This is a genomic window from Leucobacter sp. USHLN154 (assembly GCF_037145595.1).
GTDB lineage: Bacteria > Actinomycetota > Actinomycetes > Actinomycetales > Microbacteriaceae > Leucobacter > Leucobacter alluvii.
This window is the reverse complement of record NZ_JBBCXF010000006.1, coordinates 89601-107473: the sequence shown is the minus strand read 5'-3', so window position 1 is coordinate 107473 and position 17873 is coordinate 89601. Positions and strand designations below refer to the sequence as shown.

At 69.1% G+C, this 17873-nt stretch carries 17 protein-coding genes; 6 read left to right on the top strand and 11 right to left on the bottom strand.

What is annotated here, in order from left to right; genetic code table 11:
* Positions 1-103: 103 nt before the first annotated feature.
* Genes WFH23_RS11905 through WFH23_RS11895 form a run of 3 tightly spaced genes read left to right on the top strand, consistent with a single transcriptional unit; the run spans position 104 to position 2325 of the window.
* Entirely contained in the window at positions 104-1345 is a 1242-nt protein-coding gene (locus tag WFH23_RS11905; RefSeq protein WP_336662667.1) for a flavin-dependent oxidoreductase, read from the top strand.
* Positions 1346-1348: 3 nt separating this feature from the next.
* Entirely contained in the window at positions 1349-1837 is a 489-nt protein-coding gene (locus WFH23_RS11900) for a MarR family winged helix-turn-helix transcriptional regulator (RefSeq protein ID WP_336662666.1), read from the top strand.
* A complete protein-coding gene (locus WFH23_RS11895) occupies positions 1834-2325 on the top strand; it encodes a DUF3237 domain-containing protein (protein ID WP_090146261.1) in 492 nt (163 codons plus the stop codon). The genes WFH23_RS11900 and WFH23_RS11895 overlap by 4 nt, the downstream gene beginning before the upstream one ends.
* Before the next feature lie 51 nt (positions 2326-2376).
* On the opposite strand, the gene WFH23_RS11890 is transcribed toward WFH23_RS11895, so the two are convergent.
* The 3 genes from WFH23_RS11890 to WFH23_RS11880 all read right to left on the bottom strand — a co-directional run bounded on the left by WFH23_RS11890 (position 2377) and on the right by WFH23_RS11880 (position 5575).
* Positions 2377-3483: an FUSC family protein gene (locus tag WFH23_RS11890; protein WP_090146259.1), complete on the bottom strand. Its 1107-nt coding sequence runs from the start codon at positions 3481-3483 to the stop codon at positions 2377-2379.
* A gap of 72 nt (positions 3484-3555) precedes the next feature.
* On the bottom strand, positions 3556-4368 hold the full coding sequence (gene ppgK, locus WFH23_RS11885) for a polyphosphate--glucose phosphotransferase (protein ID WP_336662665.1): 813 nt from the start codon (positions 4366-4368) through the stop codon (positions 3556-3558).
* Between the two features lie 34 nt (positions 4369-4402).
* Positions 4403-5575, bottom strand: coding sequence for an acetyl-CoA C-acyltransferase (locus WFH23_RS11880; RefSeq protein ID WP_336662664.1), 1173 nt, complete (start codon positions 5573-5575; stop codon positions 4403-4405).
* 199 nt (positions 5576-5774) lie between these two features.
* Here WFH23_RS11880 and WFH23_RS11875 point away from each other — a divergent pair, with 199 nt between their 5' ends.
* Together WFH23_RS11875 and WFH23_RS11870 are read left to right on the top strand one after the other, a co-directional pair.
* Positions 5775-7268 (top strand): HNH endonuclease signature motif containing protein, encoded by a 1494-nt coding sequence (locus WFH23_RS11875; protein WP_336662663.1) that lies wholly within the window; start codon positions 5775-5777, stop codon positions 7266-7268.
* 108 nt (positions 7269-7376) lie between these two features.
* Positions 7377-8735 (top strand): D-alanyl-D-alanine carboxypeptidase family protein, encoded by a 1359-nt coding sequence (locus tag WFH23_RS11870; protein ID WP_336662662.1) that lies wholly within the window; start codon positions 7377-7379, stop codon positions 8733-8735.
* A 34-nt stretch (positions 8736-8769) separates the two neighbouring features.
* On the opposite strand, the gene WFH23_RS11865 is transcribed toward WFH23_RS11870, so the two are convergent.
* Genes WFH23_RS11865 through WFH23_RS11835 form a run of 7 tightly spaced genes read right to left on the bottom strand, consistent with a single transcriptional unit; the run spans position 8770 to position 14926 of the window.
* A complete protein-coding gene (locus WFH23_RS11865; protein WP_336662660.1) occupies positions 8770-9192 on the bottom strand; it encodes a type II toxin-antitoxin system VapC family toxin in 423 nt (140 codons plus the stop codon).
* Positions 9176-9460: a type II toxin-antitoxin system Phd/YefM family antitoxin gene (locus WFH23_RS11860; protein ID WP_336662659.1), complete on the bottom strand. Its 285-nt coding sequence runs from the start codon at positions 9458-9460 to the stop codon at positions 9176-9178. Before WFH23_RS11860 ends, WFH23_RS11865 begins: the two co-directional genes overlap by 17 nt.
* Positions 9461-9518: 58 nt before the next feature.
* Positions 9519-10784 carry a M20 family metallo-hydrolase gene (locus tag WFH23_RS11855; RefSeq protein ID WP_336662658.1) on the bottom strand — a complete coding sequence of 422 codons (1266 nt, stop codon included), beginning with the start codon at positions 10782-10784 and terminating at the stop codon, positions 9519-9521.
* 49 nt (positions 10785-10833) lie between these two features.
* A complete protein-coding gene (locus tag WFH23_RS11850; protein ID WP_336662657.1) occupies positions 10834-12516 on the bottom strand; it encodes a thiamine pyrophosphate-dependent enzyme in 1683 nt (560 codons plus the stop codon).
* 48 nt (positions 12517-12564) lie between these two features.
* Positions 12565-13197: an RraA family protein gene (locus WFH23_RS11845; RefSeq protein WP_336662656.1), complete on the bottom strand. Its 633-nt coding sequence runs from the start codon at positions 13195-13197 to the stop codon at positions 12565-12567.
* A complete protein-coding gene (locus tag WFH23_RS11840; protein WP_336662655.1) occupies positions 13194-13577 on the bottom strand; it encodes a RidA family protein in 384 nt (127 codons plus the stop codon). The genes WFH23_RS11845 and WFH23_RS11840 overlap by 4 nt, the downstream gene beginning before the upstream one ends.
* Positions 13574-14926 carry an MFS transporter gene (locus WFH23_RS11835; protein ID WP_234037115.1) on the bottom strand — a complete coding sequence of 451 codons (1353 nt, stop codon included), beginning with the start codon at positions 14924-14926 and terminating at the stop codon, positions 13574-13576. Before WFH23_RS11835 ends, WFH23_RS11840 begins: the two co-directional genes overlap by 4 nt.
* Positions 14927-15082: 156 nt before the next feature.
* Between WFH23_RS11835 and WFH23_RS11830 the strand changes: the two genes are divergently transcribed.
* Positions 15083-16240: a helix-turn-helix domain-containing protein gene (locus WFH23_RS11830; RefSeq protein ID WP_141653191.1), complete on the top strand. Its 1158-nt coding sequence runs from the start codon at positions 15083-15085 to the stop codon at positions 16238-16240.
* Here the strand turns inward: WFH23_RS11830 and WFH23_RS11825 are convergent.
* The gene (locus WFH23_RS11825) at positions 16222-17871 is read right to left on the bottom strand and encodes an amidohydrolase (RefSeq protein ID WP_200330442.1); all 1650 of its coding nucleotides are present in this window, start codon (positions 17869-17871) and stop codon (positions 16222-16224) included. The two genes, WFH23_RS11830 and WFH23_RS11825, sit on opposite strands and share 19 nt — an antisense overlap.
* Positions 17872-17873 lie beyond the last annotated feature (2 nt).

Sequence of the window (17873 nt, the reverse complement as noted above, 5' to 3'; positions counted from 1 at the left end):
CTCCGCCGAGCACGGGAGAGTGCGATGCGCTTGCGCACCGCACTCTCCCGTGTTAGTTTTGCCGCAAAACTACTTGGGGACCTCCCATGAACTGGAGTGATCAATGAAGATCGTCATCATCGGCGCCGGCATCGGCGGCCTCCTCAGCGCACTCAGCCTGCACGCCGCCGGCTTCGAGCACATCGAAGTCTACGAGCGATCCGAGGAGATCCGCGGCCTCGGCGTCGGCATCAACCTGCTGCCTCACGCGGTCCGCGAGCTCACCGAGCTCGGCATCGTCGACGACATCGCCGCACTCGGGGTCGAGCCGAGCACGCTCGCCTACTACAACCGCCACGGTCAGCCCATCTGGAGTGAGCCTCGCGGCACCGCCGCAGGGTACGCCTGGCCCCAGCTCTCCGTGCATCGGGGGCGGCTGCAGATCGCGCTCCGCGACCTCGTCGAGCAGCGCGTCGGCGACATCATCCGCACCGGGCACCGGGTCGTCTCCGTGGAACACGGGGAGGAGCAGGATCTGGCGCGGTTCACGACGGAGGCCGGCGAGGTCACCGTGTCGGCTGACATCGTGATCGCCGCCGACGGCATCCACTCGGCTGTGCGCGCAGAGCGCTACCCGGAAGAGGGAGCTCCCCCCTCCAACGGGCTCACGCTCTGGCGCGGTGTCGCGTACGCCGAACCGTTCCTCGACGGCAGCACGATGGTGATGGTGGGCGACGGCGAGCAGAAGTTCGTCGCGTACCCCCTCGGCCCGGTCGGAGACGACGGGCGCATGCCCATCAACTTCATCGCTGAGCAGCGGGGAGCAGGATCCGGCCAGGTGGACTGGAACCACCCCATCGACCCGAAGCCCATCGTCGAACTCTTCCGCAAGTGGGCGTTCGACTGGATCGACATTCCCGGCCTCATCGCGAGCGCCGACGAGATCCTCGAATATCCGATGGTGGATCGCGACGCGCTCCCGCAGTGGACGTTCGGGCGCACCACGCTCCTCGGAGATGCCGCGCATGCGATGTACCCCAACGGCTCGAACGGCGGATCGCAAGCGACCCTCGACGCCCGCACGCTGGCATTCCACCTCGCCCACGCCCCCACCCCGCGGGACGGCCTCCGCGCATACGAAGCCGATCGCCGACCGGCCACCGCTGCACTGCTCGAGCAGACGCGCCAGGCCGGCCCCGAGAAGGTGATGGTGCTCGCCGCGGAGCGTGCGCCTGAGGGCTTCTCGCACATCCACGACGTGATTCCCGAGGCCGAGCTGGCGGAAGTCGCGACCGCCTACAAGCAAGCCGCAGGGTTCCACCCGGAGATGCTGAACGCGCGCGCTTCGCTGTCCGTCGAACGCTGACCGATGACCGGCATCGTCGACTCCGCCCGCCTCGCCGGCGTCATCTCGCCCCTGCGGCGTGCGCTGCTCAGCGCCGCGCGGGCCGCCGGGGATCTTCCGGAGATTCCCGATTCTCAGATTCAGGTCATCCGCGCACTCCCCTCCGGCACGGCTCTCGCGCCCAGCGATCTCGCTGAGGCGCTCCACCTCGACCGCTCCACGGTGAGCAACCTGCTCGCCTCGATGCAGCGAGCCGGGCTCGTCGAGCGCCGACCGGACGAGGCCGACGGCCGACGCGTACTGGTGACGACCTCGGAACGAGCCAGGGCGCTCTTCACCGCCTACGACCGTGCGAGCACCCGCATTCTCGGGGAATCACTCGAAACGCTCGCCGGTGACGACCTGACCTCGATCGCCGCTGCACTGCCCGCACTCGAACGGCTGCTCGGCGCGCTCCTCAGCGCACACGATCCGAGTCTCCCCCGCGCCACCGAAGAACGGAGCACCTCATGACCCCTCCCGCAGCGCGCCCGTCGGAATCTGCGCTTCCGGCTCCCGGCCTCGAGCACGTGTTCGACGTCTCCGTCGAGCTCGGTGCGATCGAGGATCACGGTCGGACCCGAGCGGGCCACCGCAGAGTCATCCCGATTCTCGGGGGCAGCATCTCCGGGGACGTGAAGGCCGAGATCCTGCCGGGCGGCGCGGACTGGCAGATCGTGCGGACCGACGGCTCGATCGAGATCGACGGCCGCTACTCGGCGCGCACCGCCGACGGCGAGCTGCTCTACCTGCAGGCGTCGGGGGTGCGCAGCGGAGAACCGCACGTGCTCGAATCGTTGCTCAAGGGCGAGACGGTCGACCCCTCCGAGTACTATTTCCGCACCGTGGTCACGATCGAGACCTCGGCACCGGCGCTCGCGCACCTCGAACGATCGCTGTACCTCGCCGTCGCCCAGCGCACGGCGAGCGCTGTGCGCTACGCCACGTACCGCTTCGTGTGACACGACTCGGTGCGTCGCGTCGCGTCGCACGCCCGAGTGGCTGACGCACGGTCACTCCGGCCGATCCTTCACCACTCGCCGGTGCAGCAGCGCCGTGACCACCGCGATCACCGAACCGATGAGCGTGTCGAGCACGCGCTCGGTCGCAGCGCCCATGAGATCGCCTCCGCCGGCTGCTGCCCCCGTGAGGAGGAGCACGAGCGGCGTGATGAAGACGAGGGCAAGAGCGTAATTGCGCACCACCACGAGCTCGATGATGAACTGCAGCCCGGTGAGTAGCAGCACGAGCGCGAGGGGGAAGGCCCCGAGCGGGGCGATCGCGAGGTAGAGCACCGCGCCGACGAGGGTGCCGACGGTGCGATGCAGCCCGCGGGCGAGCGAGTGTCGGCGCACCGCACTCAAGCCGATGACGGCGACACCCGCGGAGACCGTCCAATAGGCGCGATGGGGATCGATCCAGAGCATCGTGACGACCGTGCCGACGACGGCGACGATCAGAATGCGCAGGATCAGCCGGCGCTCGCCCGGTCCCAACCAGGGCCCGGGCAGCAGCTCGCCGAGGGGCCGCACCGGTTTCGCCCGCTCGGCGTCTCGGAGCAACGGGGCGAGGGCCAGCAGGTACGAGAACAGCGCACCACCCGCGAGCGCCGCGATGAGTATGAGCGGGGAGTTCAGTCGTTCGCCATCGACCACTGCGGTGATGTTGCCGGCCAGTCCGTAGCTCAGCACGAAGAACACCGGACCGGGCGGGCCGAGCCGGAAGGCGAACGACAGCGCCGCAGTCGCTCCGGCGACGACGACGAGCCCGATGCCCAGCAGCACCGGCCACGGCGACAGCACCGCGCCGAGCGCGGCAGAGCCGATGAGGGCGAGTGCCACGAACGGCAGCACCTTGGCCCGCTCCGCAGCGGCGAGGCTGGCGGCGAAGAGTGCGACGAAGGCTCCGGCAGCGGTCTGCAACCCGATGCCTTCGTATCCCAGTGCGGTCAGCACGCCGAACGGTACGCCGATGGAGAGCGCCGCTCGCAGCGCGATCCAGAGTCTCGGGCCCGGGCCGGCGGGCATCTCGACGAGACTGCGCACCGCTTTGATCACGGCGGTGGGCGGCGTACGGCGATCGGGTCGAGAGGACTCACCGTCTCCGACCGCTTCCGCCATACTCGCCTCCATCTCGCTCGCGCCCGTCCATTCTCCCAGGTGCGGAGTACTCAGGGCGCTCAGGCGTTGCGTTCAGGGCGCGGAATTGCTCGATTCGGGATCGATCGCCTCCGCTGCGAGCCGGGCGGCGCCGATGATGCCGGCGTTGTTGCGCAGTCGCGCCGGAACGACCGGCACCGTGACACCCGCGAACGGAAGAAAACTGTCGGATGCCTTGCTGATGCTGCCGCCCAGTACGAATCGGTCGGGGTTCAGGATCTTCTCGAGGTAACCGATGTACCGGGAGACGCGCGACGCCCACTCGTCGAGCGTGATGCCTTCGCGCTCGATCACCTTCGCAGCCGTGTGGCGTTCGATCGAGGTGAACCCGTCGAGCTCCAGATGCCCGAGCTCGAAGTTCGGCACAAGCACGCCGTCGGCGACGAGCGCCGAACCGATCCCTGTTCCGAAGGTGAGCACGAGCGTCACGCCGGGAAGCCCGCTGACCTCGCCGAACGCGACCTCGGCGATGCCAGCTGCATCCGCATCGTTCACGACGGTGCACGGCGCCGCGACCGCCGCCGAGAGCAGCGCGTGCGCGTCCGTGCCGATCCAGCTGAGGTCGATGTTCGCGGCGGTGCGCATCACGCCGTCGCGCACCACTCCCGGGAGCGTGACTCCGACGGGGAGGTTCGCGCTGCTGTCGAACCCGGCGGCAGCGAGCTCAGCCCGAATCGCAGCGGCCATCGATCCGACCTCGCGAGCGATATCGGCCGGCGCACCGCCTACGGGGGTCGCGACCTTGTGCCGAGTGCTGATCTTCTCGCCGGTCGTCACGTCGATCGCGGCGCCCTTGATACCCGTACCACCGACATCGATGCCGATGGCTGCGTGCTGCAGTCCCATAGCGGCGAGTGTATCGGCAGCGCAGGGGCGATCGCTAGACGGCGCGGAGCACGATGGCGCTGCCCTGCCCGCCGCCGCCGCAGATGCCGATGGCTCCGAGGGATCCGACACCCTCCTCGGCGAGCTGCCGCGCGAGCGTGCCGACGATGCGAGCACCGGAGGCCCCGATCGGGTGACCGAGAGCGATCGCTCCACCATGCCGGTTGACGATGCTCGGATCGAGGCCGAGCTCGCGGCCCGACTGCACGCCGACCGCCGCGAATGCCTCGTTGATCTCGACCGCTGAGAGGTCGGCGACGGCGATTGCGCCGGTCTTCGCGAGTGCAGCCGTGATCGCCCGCGCGGGCTGCGAATGGAGTTGCGTGTCGGGGCCGGCGACGAATGCGGTCGCCTCGACGCGGGCGAACGGCGCGAGGCCGAGTCGCTCCGCGGCCGCCTCGCTCACGATCACGAGCGCCGCAGCGCCGTCGGTGATCTGCGAGGCGTTGCCCGCAGTGATGGTGCCCTCCTTCGAGAAGGCCGGCCGCAGACCCGCCAGTGCTTCCGCGGTGGTCTCCGCACGCACGCCGTCGTCGCTCGAGACGACCGTTTCGCCGCGACGCGACGTCACCGTGAACGGTTCGATCTCGCCGGCGAGGAATTCGGCCGAGGCTGCGGCGCGCTGGTGGGAGACCGCCGCGAACGCGTCCTGCTCCTCACGGGTCAGCCCGAGCGGCGTATTGCCGGTCTCGGTGAGCGCGCCCATGGCAACCTGATCGAATGCGTCTGACAGGCCGTCGCGGTCGACCGTGTCGACGAGAGCCGCGTCGCCGTACTTCGTGCCAGCGCGCAACGGCAGCACGTGCGGGGCGAGCGACATCGATTCCTGGCCGGCTGCGACGACGATCTCCGCCTCTCCGCTGTTGATGAGGCGCACCGCCTGAGAGACGGCCTCGGCGCCGGAGAGGCACACGGCGTTGAGCGTTACGGCAGGCACTTCGAGGGGGATCCCCGCGCCCACCGCCGTCTGACGGGCCGGGTTCTGGCCGGCGCCCGCCTGCAGCACCTGGCCGACCACGACCGCGTCCACGTCAGCGGGGGCAACGCCTGCACGGGCGAGTGCCGCACGCACGGCGTGGGCGCCCAGCACGGTAGCCGGCTGCGCGGCGAGCTGTCCGGTGAAACGAGTGAACGGGGTGCGGGCGTATCCCGCGATGAGTGCGGTCATCGGCTGGCTCCTCGGTGGTCGAACGGGGTGCATCCATCATCGCGCACCAGCGGAGCCGCGGCACCTGCGCACCTGCACGGGCGGAGGGCTTCACGGTGTGCACGATGATCGCGCCAGGGCTTGTGCTTGCGATCGGGCTCGGGCTCGGGCTCGGGCTCGGGCGATCATGAATGTCGGTGGTCGCCGGTTGACTGGGGGCATGTTCTCCCTCACGATCGGCACCATCCCGGCGGAGGTGTCAGACGCGCCCGCTGATGCGGTGGCTGATGCGAGTCTGTCGCTTGGACAGGTCGTGAACCTGCTGGAGCAGATGGAGTATCGGCAGCGCGCCCTCGACGCGTTCAGGTACGAGCTCATGGCGGTCGCGGTGCAGATGGCGACCGGCGCCGCGCGTTCCGGCGCCGCGCGTTCCGGCTCCGCGCCCGCCGGCGAGAACGAGCTCGCCTACCGCTCGGTGCGGGCGGAGATCGCGACCGCGTTGAACGTGAGCGAGCGCGCAGCGGAAGCCCAGATGGGCGCGGCGTGGTCGCTGCGAAACGACTACGGCATGACGCATCAGATTCTCGCCGCTGGCGAGATCTCGGCCGCGCACGCGCGCGTGATCGCGGATGCCGGGCGACGTCTCGGCGTCGGGGCCGCTCCTGAAGTCGTCGCGAGGCGGGAGGCGTATCAGGCGGAGGTGTTCGAGTACGCGCGTCGGGAGTCGGTGAACCGGCTTCGTCCGATCGCGCGCAGGATCGCCGAGCAGTACGCCGGTGACACCCTCGACGAGCGGCACCACGAGGAGGTGCGCAGGCGTCGAGTAGTCGTGCAGGAGCGCGAGGACGGGATGTCCGATCTGCTGGCGTATCTGCCCACCGCGGAGGCGTACGCGATACACGACCGGTTGACTCGGATCGCCTGCGAAGTCGAGCGCAGCGAGCGGGCTGAGTCGGCCGAGCGGGCCGGACTGCATGAGCGCGACGGGGGCGCCGAGCGGGGCCAGCGGGCGGCGGCGGAATCTTCGGCGCGACGCTCGCGCGATGAGATTCGGGCCGATGCATTCGCCGAACTTCTCCTCGGCTCAGACGCGAGCGCTGTGACCTCGTGTGCGAGCAGCGAAGCGATACGGGCTCGGGTGCAGGTCATCGTGCCCGTCACGGCACTCGCCCCCTCCCGCCGGAGCGCTGCTCCTGTGGCAGAGCTCGTCGGAGCGGGGCCCATCCCGCTCGCCTCTGCCAGGAACCTCGCAGCGGCGACGCCGGTGTGGGAGCGGGTGACGGTGGATGCGGAATCGGGTTCGGTGCTCCAAGTCGATCGCTACCGTCCGAGCGAAGCGATGAAGCGCCGACTCGGCGCGCGCGATCAGCACTGCCGGTTCCCGGGGTGCCGTGTGCCGGTCGCGCGGTGCGATCTCGACCACACCGTCGACGCGGCCTTCGGCGGCCCGACCTCGACGGCGAACCTCGCGCACCTGTGCCGTGGCCATCACGTGCTCAAGCACCACTCCGAATGGGCCGTACGCCAGAAGAACGATGGTGAACTGCACTGGACCAGCCCCACGGGCAGGCGCTACGTCGACCGACCCCCGAGTCGTGTGAGGTTTATAGAGACCGGGCCACCGGGGCCGATGCGACGAATCGAACGCCGAGAACCCGCGCGTGAACGCAGAGAACCCGAGCATGAACGAGACTTCGCGCGTCACCCGTTCTGACGCGGCCCCTAACACTGCGCATCTTCATTCCCATCATCAGGGCTACCGAGCATCCCAGCGCCTAGCACCCGAGTGTCCAGTGCCCCTGTAGCCCCTAGTGTGGGTCGAGTGAGCCCGAACGCAGCACCGAGCCCCCCTGGCGAGCGCTCCTCCGGAACAGCACCGCGGACCGCCGCCGGGCACCGCCAACGCGCGGGGCGAGTCATCGGAATCGGCGCAGGATCCCTCGCAATCGTGCTCGCGGCAGGCTACGCCGTCGTCTGCGCCATCGCTCCGCTGCCAGAACCGGTGGTGACGTTGGACGCACCCGCGGCGGTCACGATCTCGGCCGACGATGCCGACGTGCGACGGGCGGTCGATGCCGAGCCGGAGCCGACCGCGATCGGATGGCTGCACGACGACGAGATCTGGACGAACACGCAGAGCCCGGCGCCGATCGCGAGCATCTCGAAGCTCGTCACCGTGCTCGTCGCGCTCGATGCAGCACCCGTGGCTGCGGGCGCCGAAGGGCCGACGCACGTCTGGACGGCCGAGGACGCCGCGCGGCAGGCACGGTACGTCGCCGATGACGGCGTCGCGTTTCCCATACCCGTCGGCACCGAGGTGACCGCGCGTCAGATGCTGCAGCTCGCGCTCGTACCGTCGGCGAACGACTTCGCAGCAGCCTACGCGTACTCGGTGTTCGGCGACAACGATGCGTTTCTCTCCGCGGTCCGGGCCTGGCAGGACCGCGAAGGGCTCGCATCGCTCTCGCTGTTCGAGCCGACCGGTACGGACGAGCGCAATGCGGCCTCCGCGTCCGACGTGCTGCGCCTCGCGCGCCTCGCGCTCGCGAACGACACGGTCGCCGAGATCGTCGCGATGCCGCAGGTCTCCCTTCCATGGGGCATCGGCACCGTGGAGAACACGAACCCGCTGTACGGAGCGCTCGACGGTGTGATCGGCATGAAGACCGGGCGCACGAGTGTCGCCGGATACAACCTCGCGGCGGCGCGCACGAGCGATGCGCTGGGTCGCGATGTCGTCCAGCTCGCGGTCGTGCTGGGTCGAGCGACGGCCGAGGATCGCCTGAGCGCGAGCCTCAGCATGTTCTCCGCGCTGGACGCCGCGCCCGCACGCACGCAGATCGTGGCGCACGACGAGCGGGTCGGCACGGCGAGAACGGCCGACGGCGTCGAGATCCCGATCCTGATATCGGGCGACGGCGCCGAAGTCGTGCTCCTCCCCGGAGAAGCCGCAGAGCGAACGGTCGCCCTGGAGACGGGCGGGTTCTCCGAGGCCGGCGCGCCGGATGCCGGACTCACGGGGGCCGATGCCGAAGCCGGGCGACGAGTGGGCATCCTGCACCTCTCGGGCCCCACCGAATCCGACGAGCGCGCCTTGGACGTCATCACAGGTGCCGCGATCACCGCGCCCGACTACGGCTGGCGCCTCACGCACCCCCGCGAGCTCTTCACCTGGAGCTGAGCCGGGTTCCCGAGAACGAGCGGGCGGCGCTGTCTCAATTCACCGGATCGACGACGTCGAATCCCAGCGAGTCGGCGACGGTCGCCATATTCGCATCGTGCGTCACGATCGTCACGTTGCCAGCACCGATTCGCTGCGCGGAAGCCAGATGCAATGCGTCGAGAGACTTGATGTGGGGGCGGATCGCCGCTGCCTCCGTGATCAATCGATTGTCGACCGCGAGCAGGGCGAGCTCCGATAGGAACTCATCGGCCCCATCTACTGCGATGGACTCGCGGCGCAGCACTCGTTTCATCTCGAGCTCGAGGATGCGTGATGAGACGAACGTCGCGCGCCGATCGGCGAGATTGTCGTACCAGTCGATCGCCGATTGGCTGTGCCCCAGCAGGATGCGCAGCGCGACCGAGGTGTCGAGGTACCAGTAGCTGCGGTCCAGTTCCTCAGAGCGCGCTGTCATCGCTCACCTCTGCGATCAACTCGTCGAGATCGCGAGAAAGACGGACGGGCGAGCGGTGCCCGATGGGACGGTGACCGCGTCGCGGCGCGGACGCCAGCCCGGCGGCGACGAGCTCATCGATCGGATCGCCGCTGCTCACAGGCTCGGGCACCAGTCGCAGCACGACGCGGCCGCGGTTGGTCACGCGAACCGTCTCGCCGCGTTCAATCGCGTTGCGCGCAACAGACGACACACGCTGATTGAACTCGGTCATCGTGATACTCTTCATATCCGAATTGTAGTATCTTCATGCTAGATTCGGAAGCAAGGTTGTTACCGCAACGACCTCAATCGAGCAGCGCGCCACCGGCGAGCCGGCGCACGACGCCGGTGAGATGGTCGACTCCCGCGACGAGATCGGCTTCCTCCGTGAACTCGTCGAGGCTGTGGGAGATGCCCGCGACGCTCGGCACGAAGAGCATGACGGTCGGCACCGTGTCCTTCATGTTGGTCGAGTCGTGCCCGGCGACCGTCATCACGCGATCATGGGTGAGACCGAGCTCCTCCGCGACCTCACGGGCGAGCTCGACGCCGGCTTCGGGGTACGGGTTCTGATCCCAGCTGTGCTCGGCCGTGACGGCGATCTCCACGCGATCCTCGCGCTGCACCCGCTCGATCGTGCGCTGCAGCGAGGCATGGGCCTCCCGGATCACGTCGGCGCTCGGCGAGCGCAGGTCGAGCAGCAACCGCACCTCACTGGCGACGACCACGGGCGAGTTGGGATACACGTTGAGCTCACCGCACGCGGTGTGCAGCGCGCCCGGCTCGAACTCGTCGACGAGCTCGCGCGCCGCCACGACAAGCCTGGCCGCGCCGAGCAGGGCGTCGCGCCGATCGACCATCAGCGTCGACCCGCTGTGCGCCTGCGCCCCGGTCACCGTGAATTCGAACTTGTGCGCCGCCCACGTCGCATTCACGAGACCGATCGTGACGCCGTCCTCCTCCATGCTCCGACCCTGCTGCACATGGATCTCGGCGTACGAGGCGACCTCGCGGCCCGAGTCGCCTCCGAATACGTCACCGGCGCCACGTTCCCCGATGGCATCGAGCGCGTCGCCGACCGTCACCCCTCGCGGATCGGTCGTCGCGAGCGCTGCGTCGAGCGGCATCTTGCCGGTGAACACGGAACTGCCCATCATCGAGGGCTTGAAGCGCGACCCCTCCTCGTTGAACCAGTTGACGACCGCGAGATTCACACGGGCAGCCGACGGATCGGCACGAAACTCTTCGGCCACGCGGAAGCACGCGTGGGCCGACGCCATCACGCCGAAGGCGCCGTCGAAGCGGCCGGCGGTCGGTTGCGAGTCCAGGTGCGACCCGGTCAGCACGTAGGGCGCACCGGGCACGAGTTCCAGCAGCCCGAACTGGTTGCCGGCCGCATCGCGCTCGACCGTGAATCCGTGCTGCTCGAGCAGCTGCGCGAACCAGGCGCGCTGCTCGCCGTCGGCTGCGGTCGCGGCCTGCCGGTCGACGCCGTTCGTGCCCGGCACGGCACCGAAGCGCGAGTGCACGGCCCAGTCTGCGAGGAATGCGTCATCGAGGTGCTGCGTCATGGTCGTCTCTGTTCTCTCGTTCTTCACTGTCGTCTGCTGCGCGAGTGCCTCAGGCCGCGATCTCGTCGGATGCCGGTGGCATCACCCTGTCCGAGATCAGCACATGAATCAAGGCGGGAGCATCTCCCGCGAGTGCGCGATCCAGCGCCCCCGCAAAATCCTCTGTGGCCTCGACGCGCTCACCGTGCCCCCCGAACGACCGCATCCAGGCCGCGAAGTCGGGATTCGCCATCCGCGTGCCCGACGGTCGACCCGGATAGTGCCGCTCCTGATGCTGCACGATCGTCCCGTAGATCCCGTTGTCGACCACGATCACCAGCGGCTTCCCGCCGTGCGCGACCGCGGTCGCGAGTTCCTGCCCGTTCATCATGAAATCGCCGTCGCCGCACACCGCGACCGCACGTCGATCGGGAAACACGAGTGAGGCCGCGACGGCCGCCGGAACGGCGAGGCCCATCGCGCCGTTGCGCGCGCCCACGAGGCTCGCCGGGGTCAGGTGCTTCACGAACCGGTGCGCCCAGATCGTCGCGTTCCCCGCGCCGAAGGTGAGCACCGCCTCGCCCCGCAGCCGCTCGTCGAGCTCGCCGAAGGCGACGCCGAGGTCGACGCCCGGATTCTCGACATCTGCCGGGATCCCCGAAGCGCCGGCGACACCGGGCACCGACGCGTCAGGTCGATGCGCCGCGAACCGCGCCTGAGCCACTGACCGGTCTCGCATCCACGAATCGTCGCGGTCGCCGCGAACTGCAGCGGCATCGACACCGGAGAGCGCCTTCGCGAAGGCCTCCGGCGTTGCGAGCAGGTGCTGATCGAGTCGCCCCGCATGCATCGTCGCCTCGGGATCGACGCCGACGAGCACGGTCTCCGCATCGAATCCGAGTCGGTATCCGTCGCTCATCACGTCGGATCGACCGCACCCGACGAACACGAGGAGGTCTGCCTCCGCATACCCGGCAGCGACCGCATCCGCGCGGCCGTACCCGAGCCAGCCCGCCCACGCGGCTCCGGTGTGCGGCACCGCGTCGTACGCACGCCAATCCGCGAACACCGGGACGCCTGCGGATTCGGCGAAAGCGAGCACCTCTCGGCCAGCTCCTGCATGCCAGCCGTCACCTCCGACCACGAACGCCGGGCGCTCGGCGCGGGCGATCCGTTCACCGAGCTCCTCGATCTCGGCACGTGACGGCTGCGGGTTCGGGGAGGCGATCCGCCCACTCGGCGCAGCCTCGGTCACGTGCACGAGCACGTCCTCCGGCAACCCGACCACGACCGGACCGGGGCGGCCGGAGGCCGCGATCCGCATGGCCTCCGCCACGAGCTCCCCCGCACGATCGGCGTCGTCGATCGTGAGCACCCGCTTCGCGGTCGACCCGAACCATCCGGTGAGACTGAACTCCTGGAACGAGTCCCGCTCACGGTCGGCCACCGGAATGAGCCCGACGAACAGCACCAGAGGGGTCGCGTCCTGCCACGCCGTGTGGATCGCGATCATCGCGTTCGACGCCCCCGGGCCGCGCGTCACCATCGCGATCCCCGGCACGCCGGTCAGGCGCCCCTCGGCGAGCGCCATGAACCCCGCACCGCCCTCCTGCCGGCACACGACCGTCTCGATCGACGAATCGTGCAGACCGTCGAGCACGTCCAGGTAGCTCTCCCCTGGCACTGCGTAGACACGGGAGACCCCGTGCTGCTCGAGCGTGCGAACGATGAGATGACCGGCCGACTGCGACATACGATAATCCTTCCAAAAACGGTGTGAGTGAGACTGTGAAGTCCGGGGTCAGGGGCCGATCGGGAGCAGGGACGCGAGCGATTCGCCCGCGGCGATCCGCGCGAGCAGCTCGGGCTCGTCGCGATCCGATGCCCGAGCCGCGCTGAGCACCTCCGGGTCGATGCGGCCGCCCGGGAGGACGAGCACGCCGTGCGCGTCGCCGAGCACGAGGTCCCCGGTCGACACGGGCACGCCGCCGATGACGACGGGCTGGTCGACAGCGCTTCCCGCCAGTGTGCCGGTGCGTTTCGTCGTTCGAGCGGTGAGCCCGGTCGCGTACACGGCGAACCGATCCTGCGTCTCGCGCAGCGCCTGGACGTCGGTGACCGGGCCGTCGACCACGATGCCGACCGCACCCTGCGCGATCGCAGCTCGCGCGGTGACGGCTCCGACGGGCGCGTGCGCACCGCCCGCGACCCGGATCACGAGCACCTCGCCGGGCCGGGCCGCGAGAAGCGCTCGGTTCACCTCGTACGCGTCGGGTTCGCGCAGGTCGAGGGTCCTCGCGAAACCGACGAGTTGCGGGCTCCGCGTGACCGGATGCACCCGGGGGTCGACGAACCCGTCTTCGATGAAGTGGCCGAGCGTCGGCAGCTCGACCTCGCGCAGAGCGTCGAGAAGCTGAGCGTGCTCGAGCGTCATGCGACGACCTCGGGCACCACCGCGACGCACTCGATCTCGAGCGCGATCTCCCAGATCGATACGCAGACCGTCGTCCTCGCGGGCAGGTCGTCGGTGAAGTACCGCGCGTACACGCGGTTGAACGGTTCGCGCTGCTCCGGAGATGTCAGGTAGGCGTTGACTTTGACGACGTGCTGCAGGCCGCTTCCCGCCGCAGCGAGCACTGAGACGAGGTTCTCGAGGCAGCGCGCCACCTGGTCTTCGAAATCCTCCGGCGCGGAGCCGTCTGCGCCGAAGGGCACCTGGCCCGTCGTGAAGACGAAGCCGTTGGCGACGACCGCCTGCGAATACGGACCCAGCACCGGGGCGAGCCCCGCTGCTGCGCTGATCCGCCGGATCACGGCGCGACGTCCACGCTGGTGGTCGCTTCCACCCGGTCGATGTTCTTCTGGCTGTTCTCCCCCAACAGGAAGAGCGCCACGAACGACAGCCCTGCTGAGGCGGCGATGTACCAGGCGATCGAATCGCTCTGCCCGGTCAGGTTGAGGAGCCACACGGTCACGGCGGGGGTGATCGCCGAGCCCAGCAATCCCGAGAGCATGTACGCCACGGACAGCCCCGAATACCGCACCTTCGCTCCGAACAGTTCGGCGAGGAAGGTGGCGATCGGCCCGTAGTTCGCCGAGAAGGCGATCATCATCAGGCCGTACGCGAGGAACACGGCCGCGGGGTTGCCCGTGTTCAGCAACCAGAAGAATGGGAACGCGAGCAGGGCCTCAGCAGCGATACCCGCGGCGATGATCGGCTTGCGTCCGACTCGGTCGGAGAGCCGCCCGAAGAACGGGATGAAGAAGATGCCGAGCAGGCAGGCGACGAGCACGACCCAGAGCATGAGGTTCGCGGAGTACCCCTGCTCGCTCGTGCCGTAGTTCACTCCGGATGCGACCATGAGCGTGAAGCTCGAACCGGTCGACAGCGTCGCCACACCGCCGAGGATGACCTGCTTCCAGTAGTGGCGCATGAGGTAGGCGAACGGGAGCTTCGCCTTGGCGCCCTGTTCGCGCACCTGCTGGAAGCTCGGCGTCTCCTCGATGTTGAGTCGGATGTAGATGCCGACCGCGACGAGCAGCACCGATGCGATGAACGGAACGCGCCAGCCCCACGTGTACAGCGCTTCCGTCGACACCGTCGCCGTGACGATGAGGAAGGCGACGTTCGCGAGGAGCGTTCCGAACGGGACGCCCACCTGGACGAGCGATCCGTACCAGCCGCGGCGCTCCTGGGGAGCGTGCTCGACGGTCATCAGGACAGCGCCGCCCCATTCACCGCCGAGCGCGAGGCCCTGGATGATGCGCAGCGTCAGGAGGATGAACGGCGCCGCGATGCCGATCGTCGCGAAGTCGGGCACGAGACCGATGGCGAGCGTCGCGCCGCCCATGGTCAGCAGCGAGATGAGGAGCATCGATTTGCGGCCCAGACGATCGCCGAAGTGGCCGAAGAGGATCGCGCCGAGGGTGCGCGCGACGTAGGCGGCGGCGAACGTGAGGAAGGAGAGGATCGTTCCGACCGCCGGGGGCAGATCGGGGAAGAACACCTGATTGAAGACGAGCGCGGAAGCGGTTCCGAAGAGGAACAGGTCGTACCACTCGACGGTCGTGCCGATGACGCTCGCGGTGGCGATCTTCCTCATCTTGGATTGGTCGAGTCGTGCGCTGCGGACTTCCGTGTCCTGAGCGGGCGTCGTAGTCATCGAGTCTCCTGTGATTCGAGTGGCGATCGGGTCAGAGTTCACCCTCCCAGCGCTCCGAGGCCCCGACAAGCAGCATCTGCACACGAGTCCCGCGAAGTTCTAGTGAAATGCACAAGGGGCGAGCCGAGCGAGCGGCGATCAAGCAAAATGGGGTGTGTGATTGCTCAACCCTCCGCCGAGACCCGCGACTGGTGGTCGGTCGCGCTGCAGCGGCTGGAGACCGATCTCCCTGCGCTCGTCGACGACTTCCTCGCCCGCCTCACTCGGCTCAGGGGCGGGTACGCCTCCGTGCAGGAAGCCGACCTGCGGCAGACGGCCCATGACACGCTCTCCTACCTCATCGCGCGACTGGCCGGTCGACCGGTACCGCGCGGCCTCGTCGATCTGCCGCAGCGGCTCGGGGTGAGGCGCGCACGGCAAGGAGTCGATCGCGATCAGTTGCTGGAAGCCGTGCGGCTCGATTACCGGGTGCTCTGGGCCGGCCTCGTCTCGATCGCCGGCGATGCTCATGCCGACGAACTGGTGCAGCACGCTGAACCCGTGCTGACCTCCGTGGAGGACTACATTCACGCGGTGCAGGTCGCGTTCCTCGACGAGCGAGAAGCGCTCGCCTCCGACAGCCGCACTCAGGAGACGCGGGCGTTCGCGCAGCTGCTGGCCGCAGACGACCCGGCGGGCATCGCCGCCGAGATCGCTGCACGACTGCGGTTTCCGGCCGATGCGATATTCGAGATCTGCCTCATCCCGACGTTCTCGGCTGCTGACGCCCGCCGCATCGCCATCACGTTCGAGCGCACCCGGCAGCGCTTCTTCGCCTGGGACTTCGACGACAGCGTGCTGTTCGTCAGACCGCGCGTGGCAGGCGATCATCCGCTGACGAGCATCGGCGGCGTGCAGATCTCCACGGTTCGAGGCCTCGCCGCAGTGCCGCCGGCTGTCGAGTTCGCCCACCAGCTGCTCCCCTTCGCGACACCCGGGCGGCTGAGCGATGAGAACGACCTCTGGCTCGCCCTCGCGTCCGACACGGTCCTGTCAGCGATGCCGCAGGTCTTCTCCCATGCGCGTCACGCGATGCAGCAGGTTCGCGCGGACGAGCGCGCGCGGCTGCTCGACACGTTCGCGCGGTTCTGCGCGAACGGCTCGATCAAGCGCACGGCAGAGGAGATGTTCGTGCATCGCAACACCGTGGTGAACCGATTGCAGGCGTTTCATCGCGTGACGGGGTGGGATCCGACCGTGCCGGCAGAGGCAGCGCGAGCCCTGCTGGCGTTCGGCCGGAACCCGGACCCGATCGATCAGGATCGCGAGTCGTAGCTCAGCGCACCGCCGAGCACGGTGGCGACGATGCCGAGTTCGGCCAGGTCGGGCGCCGTCAGCGGCGAAGCCGAGAACACGGTGAAATCGGCGAGCTTGCCGCGCTCGAGCGTTCCCTTGTCGGCGAACTGCCCCGTCGCGCGCGCCGCCCATTCGGTGTGCGTGCGCAGGGCTTCCTCCGGAGTGATGGCCTCGGCCTCGCCGAGCACGGTGTCGTTCTCCGTGCGGCGGTCGACGGCCGCCTGCATGCCGCGACGCAGATTGTTGTCAGCGACCGGCAGGTCGGAGGAGCCGGCGAGGATGATGCCGGCGTCGATCACGGACCGCCCGCGGTACAGCCAGTCCGCGCGGTCACGGCCGACGCGATCCGCCATCTGATCGCCGAAGGCGCTGATGAACCCGGCCTGCGGCGTGACCGCCACCCGCAGCCGCCCGGCGCGCTCCACCTGGTCGGGTCGGGCGATGCCGAAGTGCTCGATGCGGCACGGAACGTCGAGCCGTCCGTAGCGATCCTGCGCCTCCTCGATGAGATCGAGGGCGAGATCGATCGCCGCGTCGCCGATGGCGTGCAAGGCGAGTGGCCACCCGGCCCGGTATGCGCCGAGTGCGCGCTCGCGGTAGACCGCCGGCTCGTCGAGCAGATAGCCCGTGTTGTGCTCGTGCCCGCAGTAGTCCTCGGTCACGGCCGCTGTGGCTCCGAGCAGCGAACCGTCGAGGAAGACTTTGACGTGCCCGAAGCGCACGGCGTCATCGCCGAAGCCTGCACGGATGCCGAGATCGAGGCCCGCCCCTGCACCTTCGCCGGCGAAGTCGGAGGCGTGCCCGCTGAGCGGCCGGAGCGCGTCGATCGCGGGCATCAGCTGGGCGCGCGCGTGCAACCGTCCCCGCTCGGACGCCGCCTGGTAGGCCGCGACCTCGATGGGGCTGTGGCCGATCCATCCCCCGCCGACGCCTGCTTCGGTGAAGCTCGTGATCCCCTGCGCGGCGTATCGGCTGGTCGCCGCTTCGAGAGCCTCGACGAGTCGCTCGGTCGAGTAGGGCAGCAGCAGCGCCTGGACGAGCCCCTGCGCGGCTTCTTCGAGCAGACCGGTGGGCGCGCCCTGCGGGTCTCGCACGACGACGCCGCCGGTGGGGTTCTCGAAGTCGGCCCCGAACGCGCCGACGAGCCGGAGCGTGGCGCTGTTCGTGATCGAAGCGTGGCCGGAGGTGTGGCGCAGGTAGAGCGGGCGTTCGCCGGTGATCTCGTCGAGACGCGCGATGTCGGGGAACGCCCCGCCGTGGTGCGCCTGGTTGAAGCCCGTGCCGTGCACCCATGCGTCGGCGTCTCCGAGGGCGTCGAGACGCTCGACCTCGGCCGCGATCTGGGCGTACAGGGCATCGAGTCCGCGGGTCGTGCTGAGATCGATCGACGCGAGCCCGAGCCCCCACCAGGCGGTATGGCAGTGCGCGTCGATGAGGCCTGGCGTGACGCACGCGTCGCCGAAATCGTGGGTCGTGACGGCTTCGAGGCCGGCGATCTCCTCGTCGAAGCCGACGATTCGGCCGTTCAGGACGCCGACCGATGTGACGGAGGGGCGCGCGGGATCCATGGTGAGGATCTCGCGAGCGGTGAGAATCAGGTCGAGTTGCATGG

Excerpts from the sequence above, each read along its gene's own strand:
- WFH23_RS11825 (WP_200330442.1), bottom strand. The coding sequence starts at position 17,871 with ATGCAACTCGACCTGATTCTCACCGCTCGCGAGATCCTCACCATGGAT.
- WFH23_RS11855 (WP_336662658.1), bottom strand. The coding sequence starts at position 10,784 with ATGACGCAGCACCTCGATGACGCATTCCTCGCAGACTGGGCCGTGCAC.
- WFH23_RS11900 (WP_336662666.1), top strand. The coding sequence starts at position 1,349 with ATGACCGGCATCGTCGACTCCGCCCGCCTCGCCGGCGTCATCTCGCCC.
- WFH23_RS11905 (WP_336662667.1), top strand. The coding sequence starts at position 104 with ATGAAGATCGTCATCATCGGCGCCGGCATCGGCGGCCTCCTCAGCGCA.
- WFH23_RS11850 (WP_336662657.1), bottom strand. The coding sequence starts at position 12,516 with ATGTCGCAGTCGGCCGGTCATCTCATCGTTCGCACGCTCGAGCAGCAC.
- WFH23_RS11890 (WP_090146259.1), bottom strand. The coding sequence starts at position 3,483 with ATGGCGGAAGCGGTCGGAGACGGTGAGTCCTCTCGACCCGATCGCCGT.
- WFH23_RS11895 (WP_090146261.1), top strand. The coding sequence starts at position 1,834 with ATGACCCCTCCCGCAGCGCGCCCGTCGGAATCTGCGCTTCCGGCTCCC.
- WFH23_RS11880 (WP_336662664.1), bottom strand. The coding sequence starts at position 5,575 with ATGACCGCACTCATCGCGGGATACGCCCGCACCCCGTTCACTCGTTTC.
- WFH23_RS11845 (WP_336662656.1), bottom strand. The coding sequence starts at position 13,197 with ATGACGCTCGAGCACGCTCAGCTTCTCGACGCTCTGCGCGAGGTCGAG.
- ppgK (WP_336662665.1), bottom strand. The coding sequence starts at position 4,368 with ATGGGACTGCAGCACGCAGCCATCGGCATCGATGTCGGTGGTACGGGT.
- WFH23_RS11860 (WP_336662659.1), bottom strand. The coding sequence starts at position 9,460 with ATGAAGAGTATCACGATGACCGAGTTCAATCAGCGTGTGTCGTCTGTT.
- WFH23_RS11875 (WP_336662663.1), top strand. The coding sequence starts at position 5,775 with ATGTTCTCCCTCACGATCGGCACCATCCCGGCGGAGGTGTCAGACGCG.
- WFH23_RS11835 (WP_234037115.1), bottom strand. The coding sequence starts at position 14,926 with ATGACTACGACGCCCGCTCAGGACACGGAAGTCCGCAGCGCACGACTC.
- WFH23_RS11865 (WP_336662660.1), bottom strand. The coding sequence starts at position 9,192 with ATGACAGCGCGCTCTGAGGAACTGGACCGCAGCTACTGGTACCTCGAC.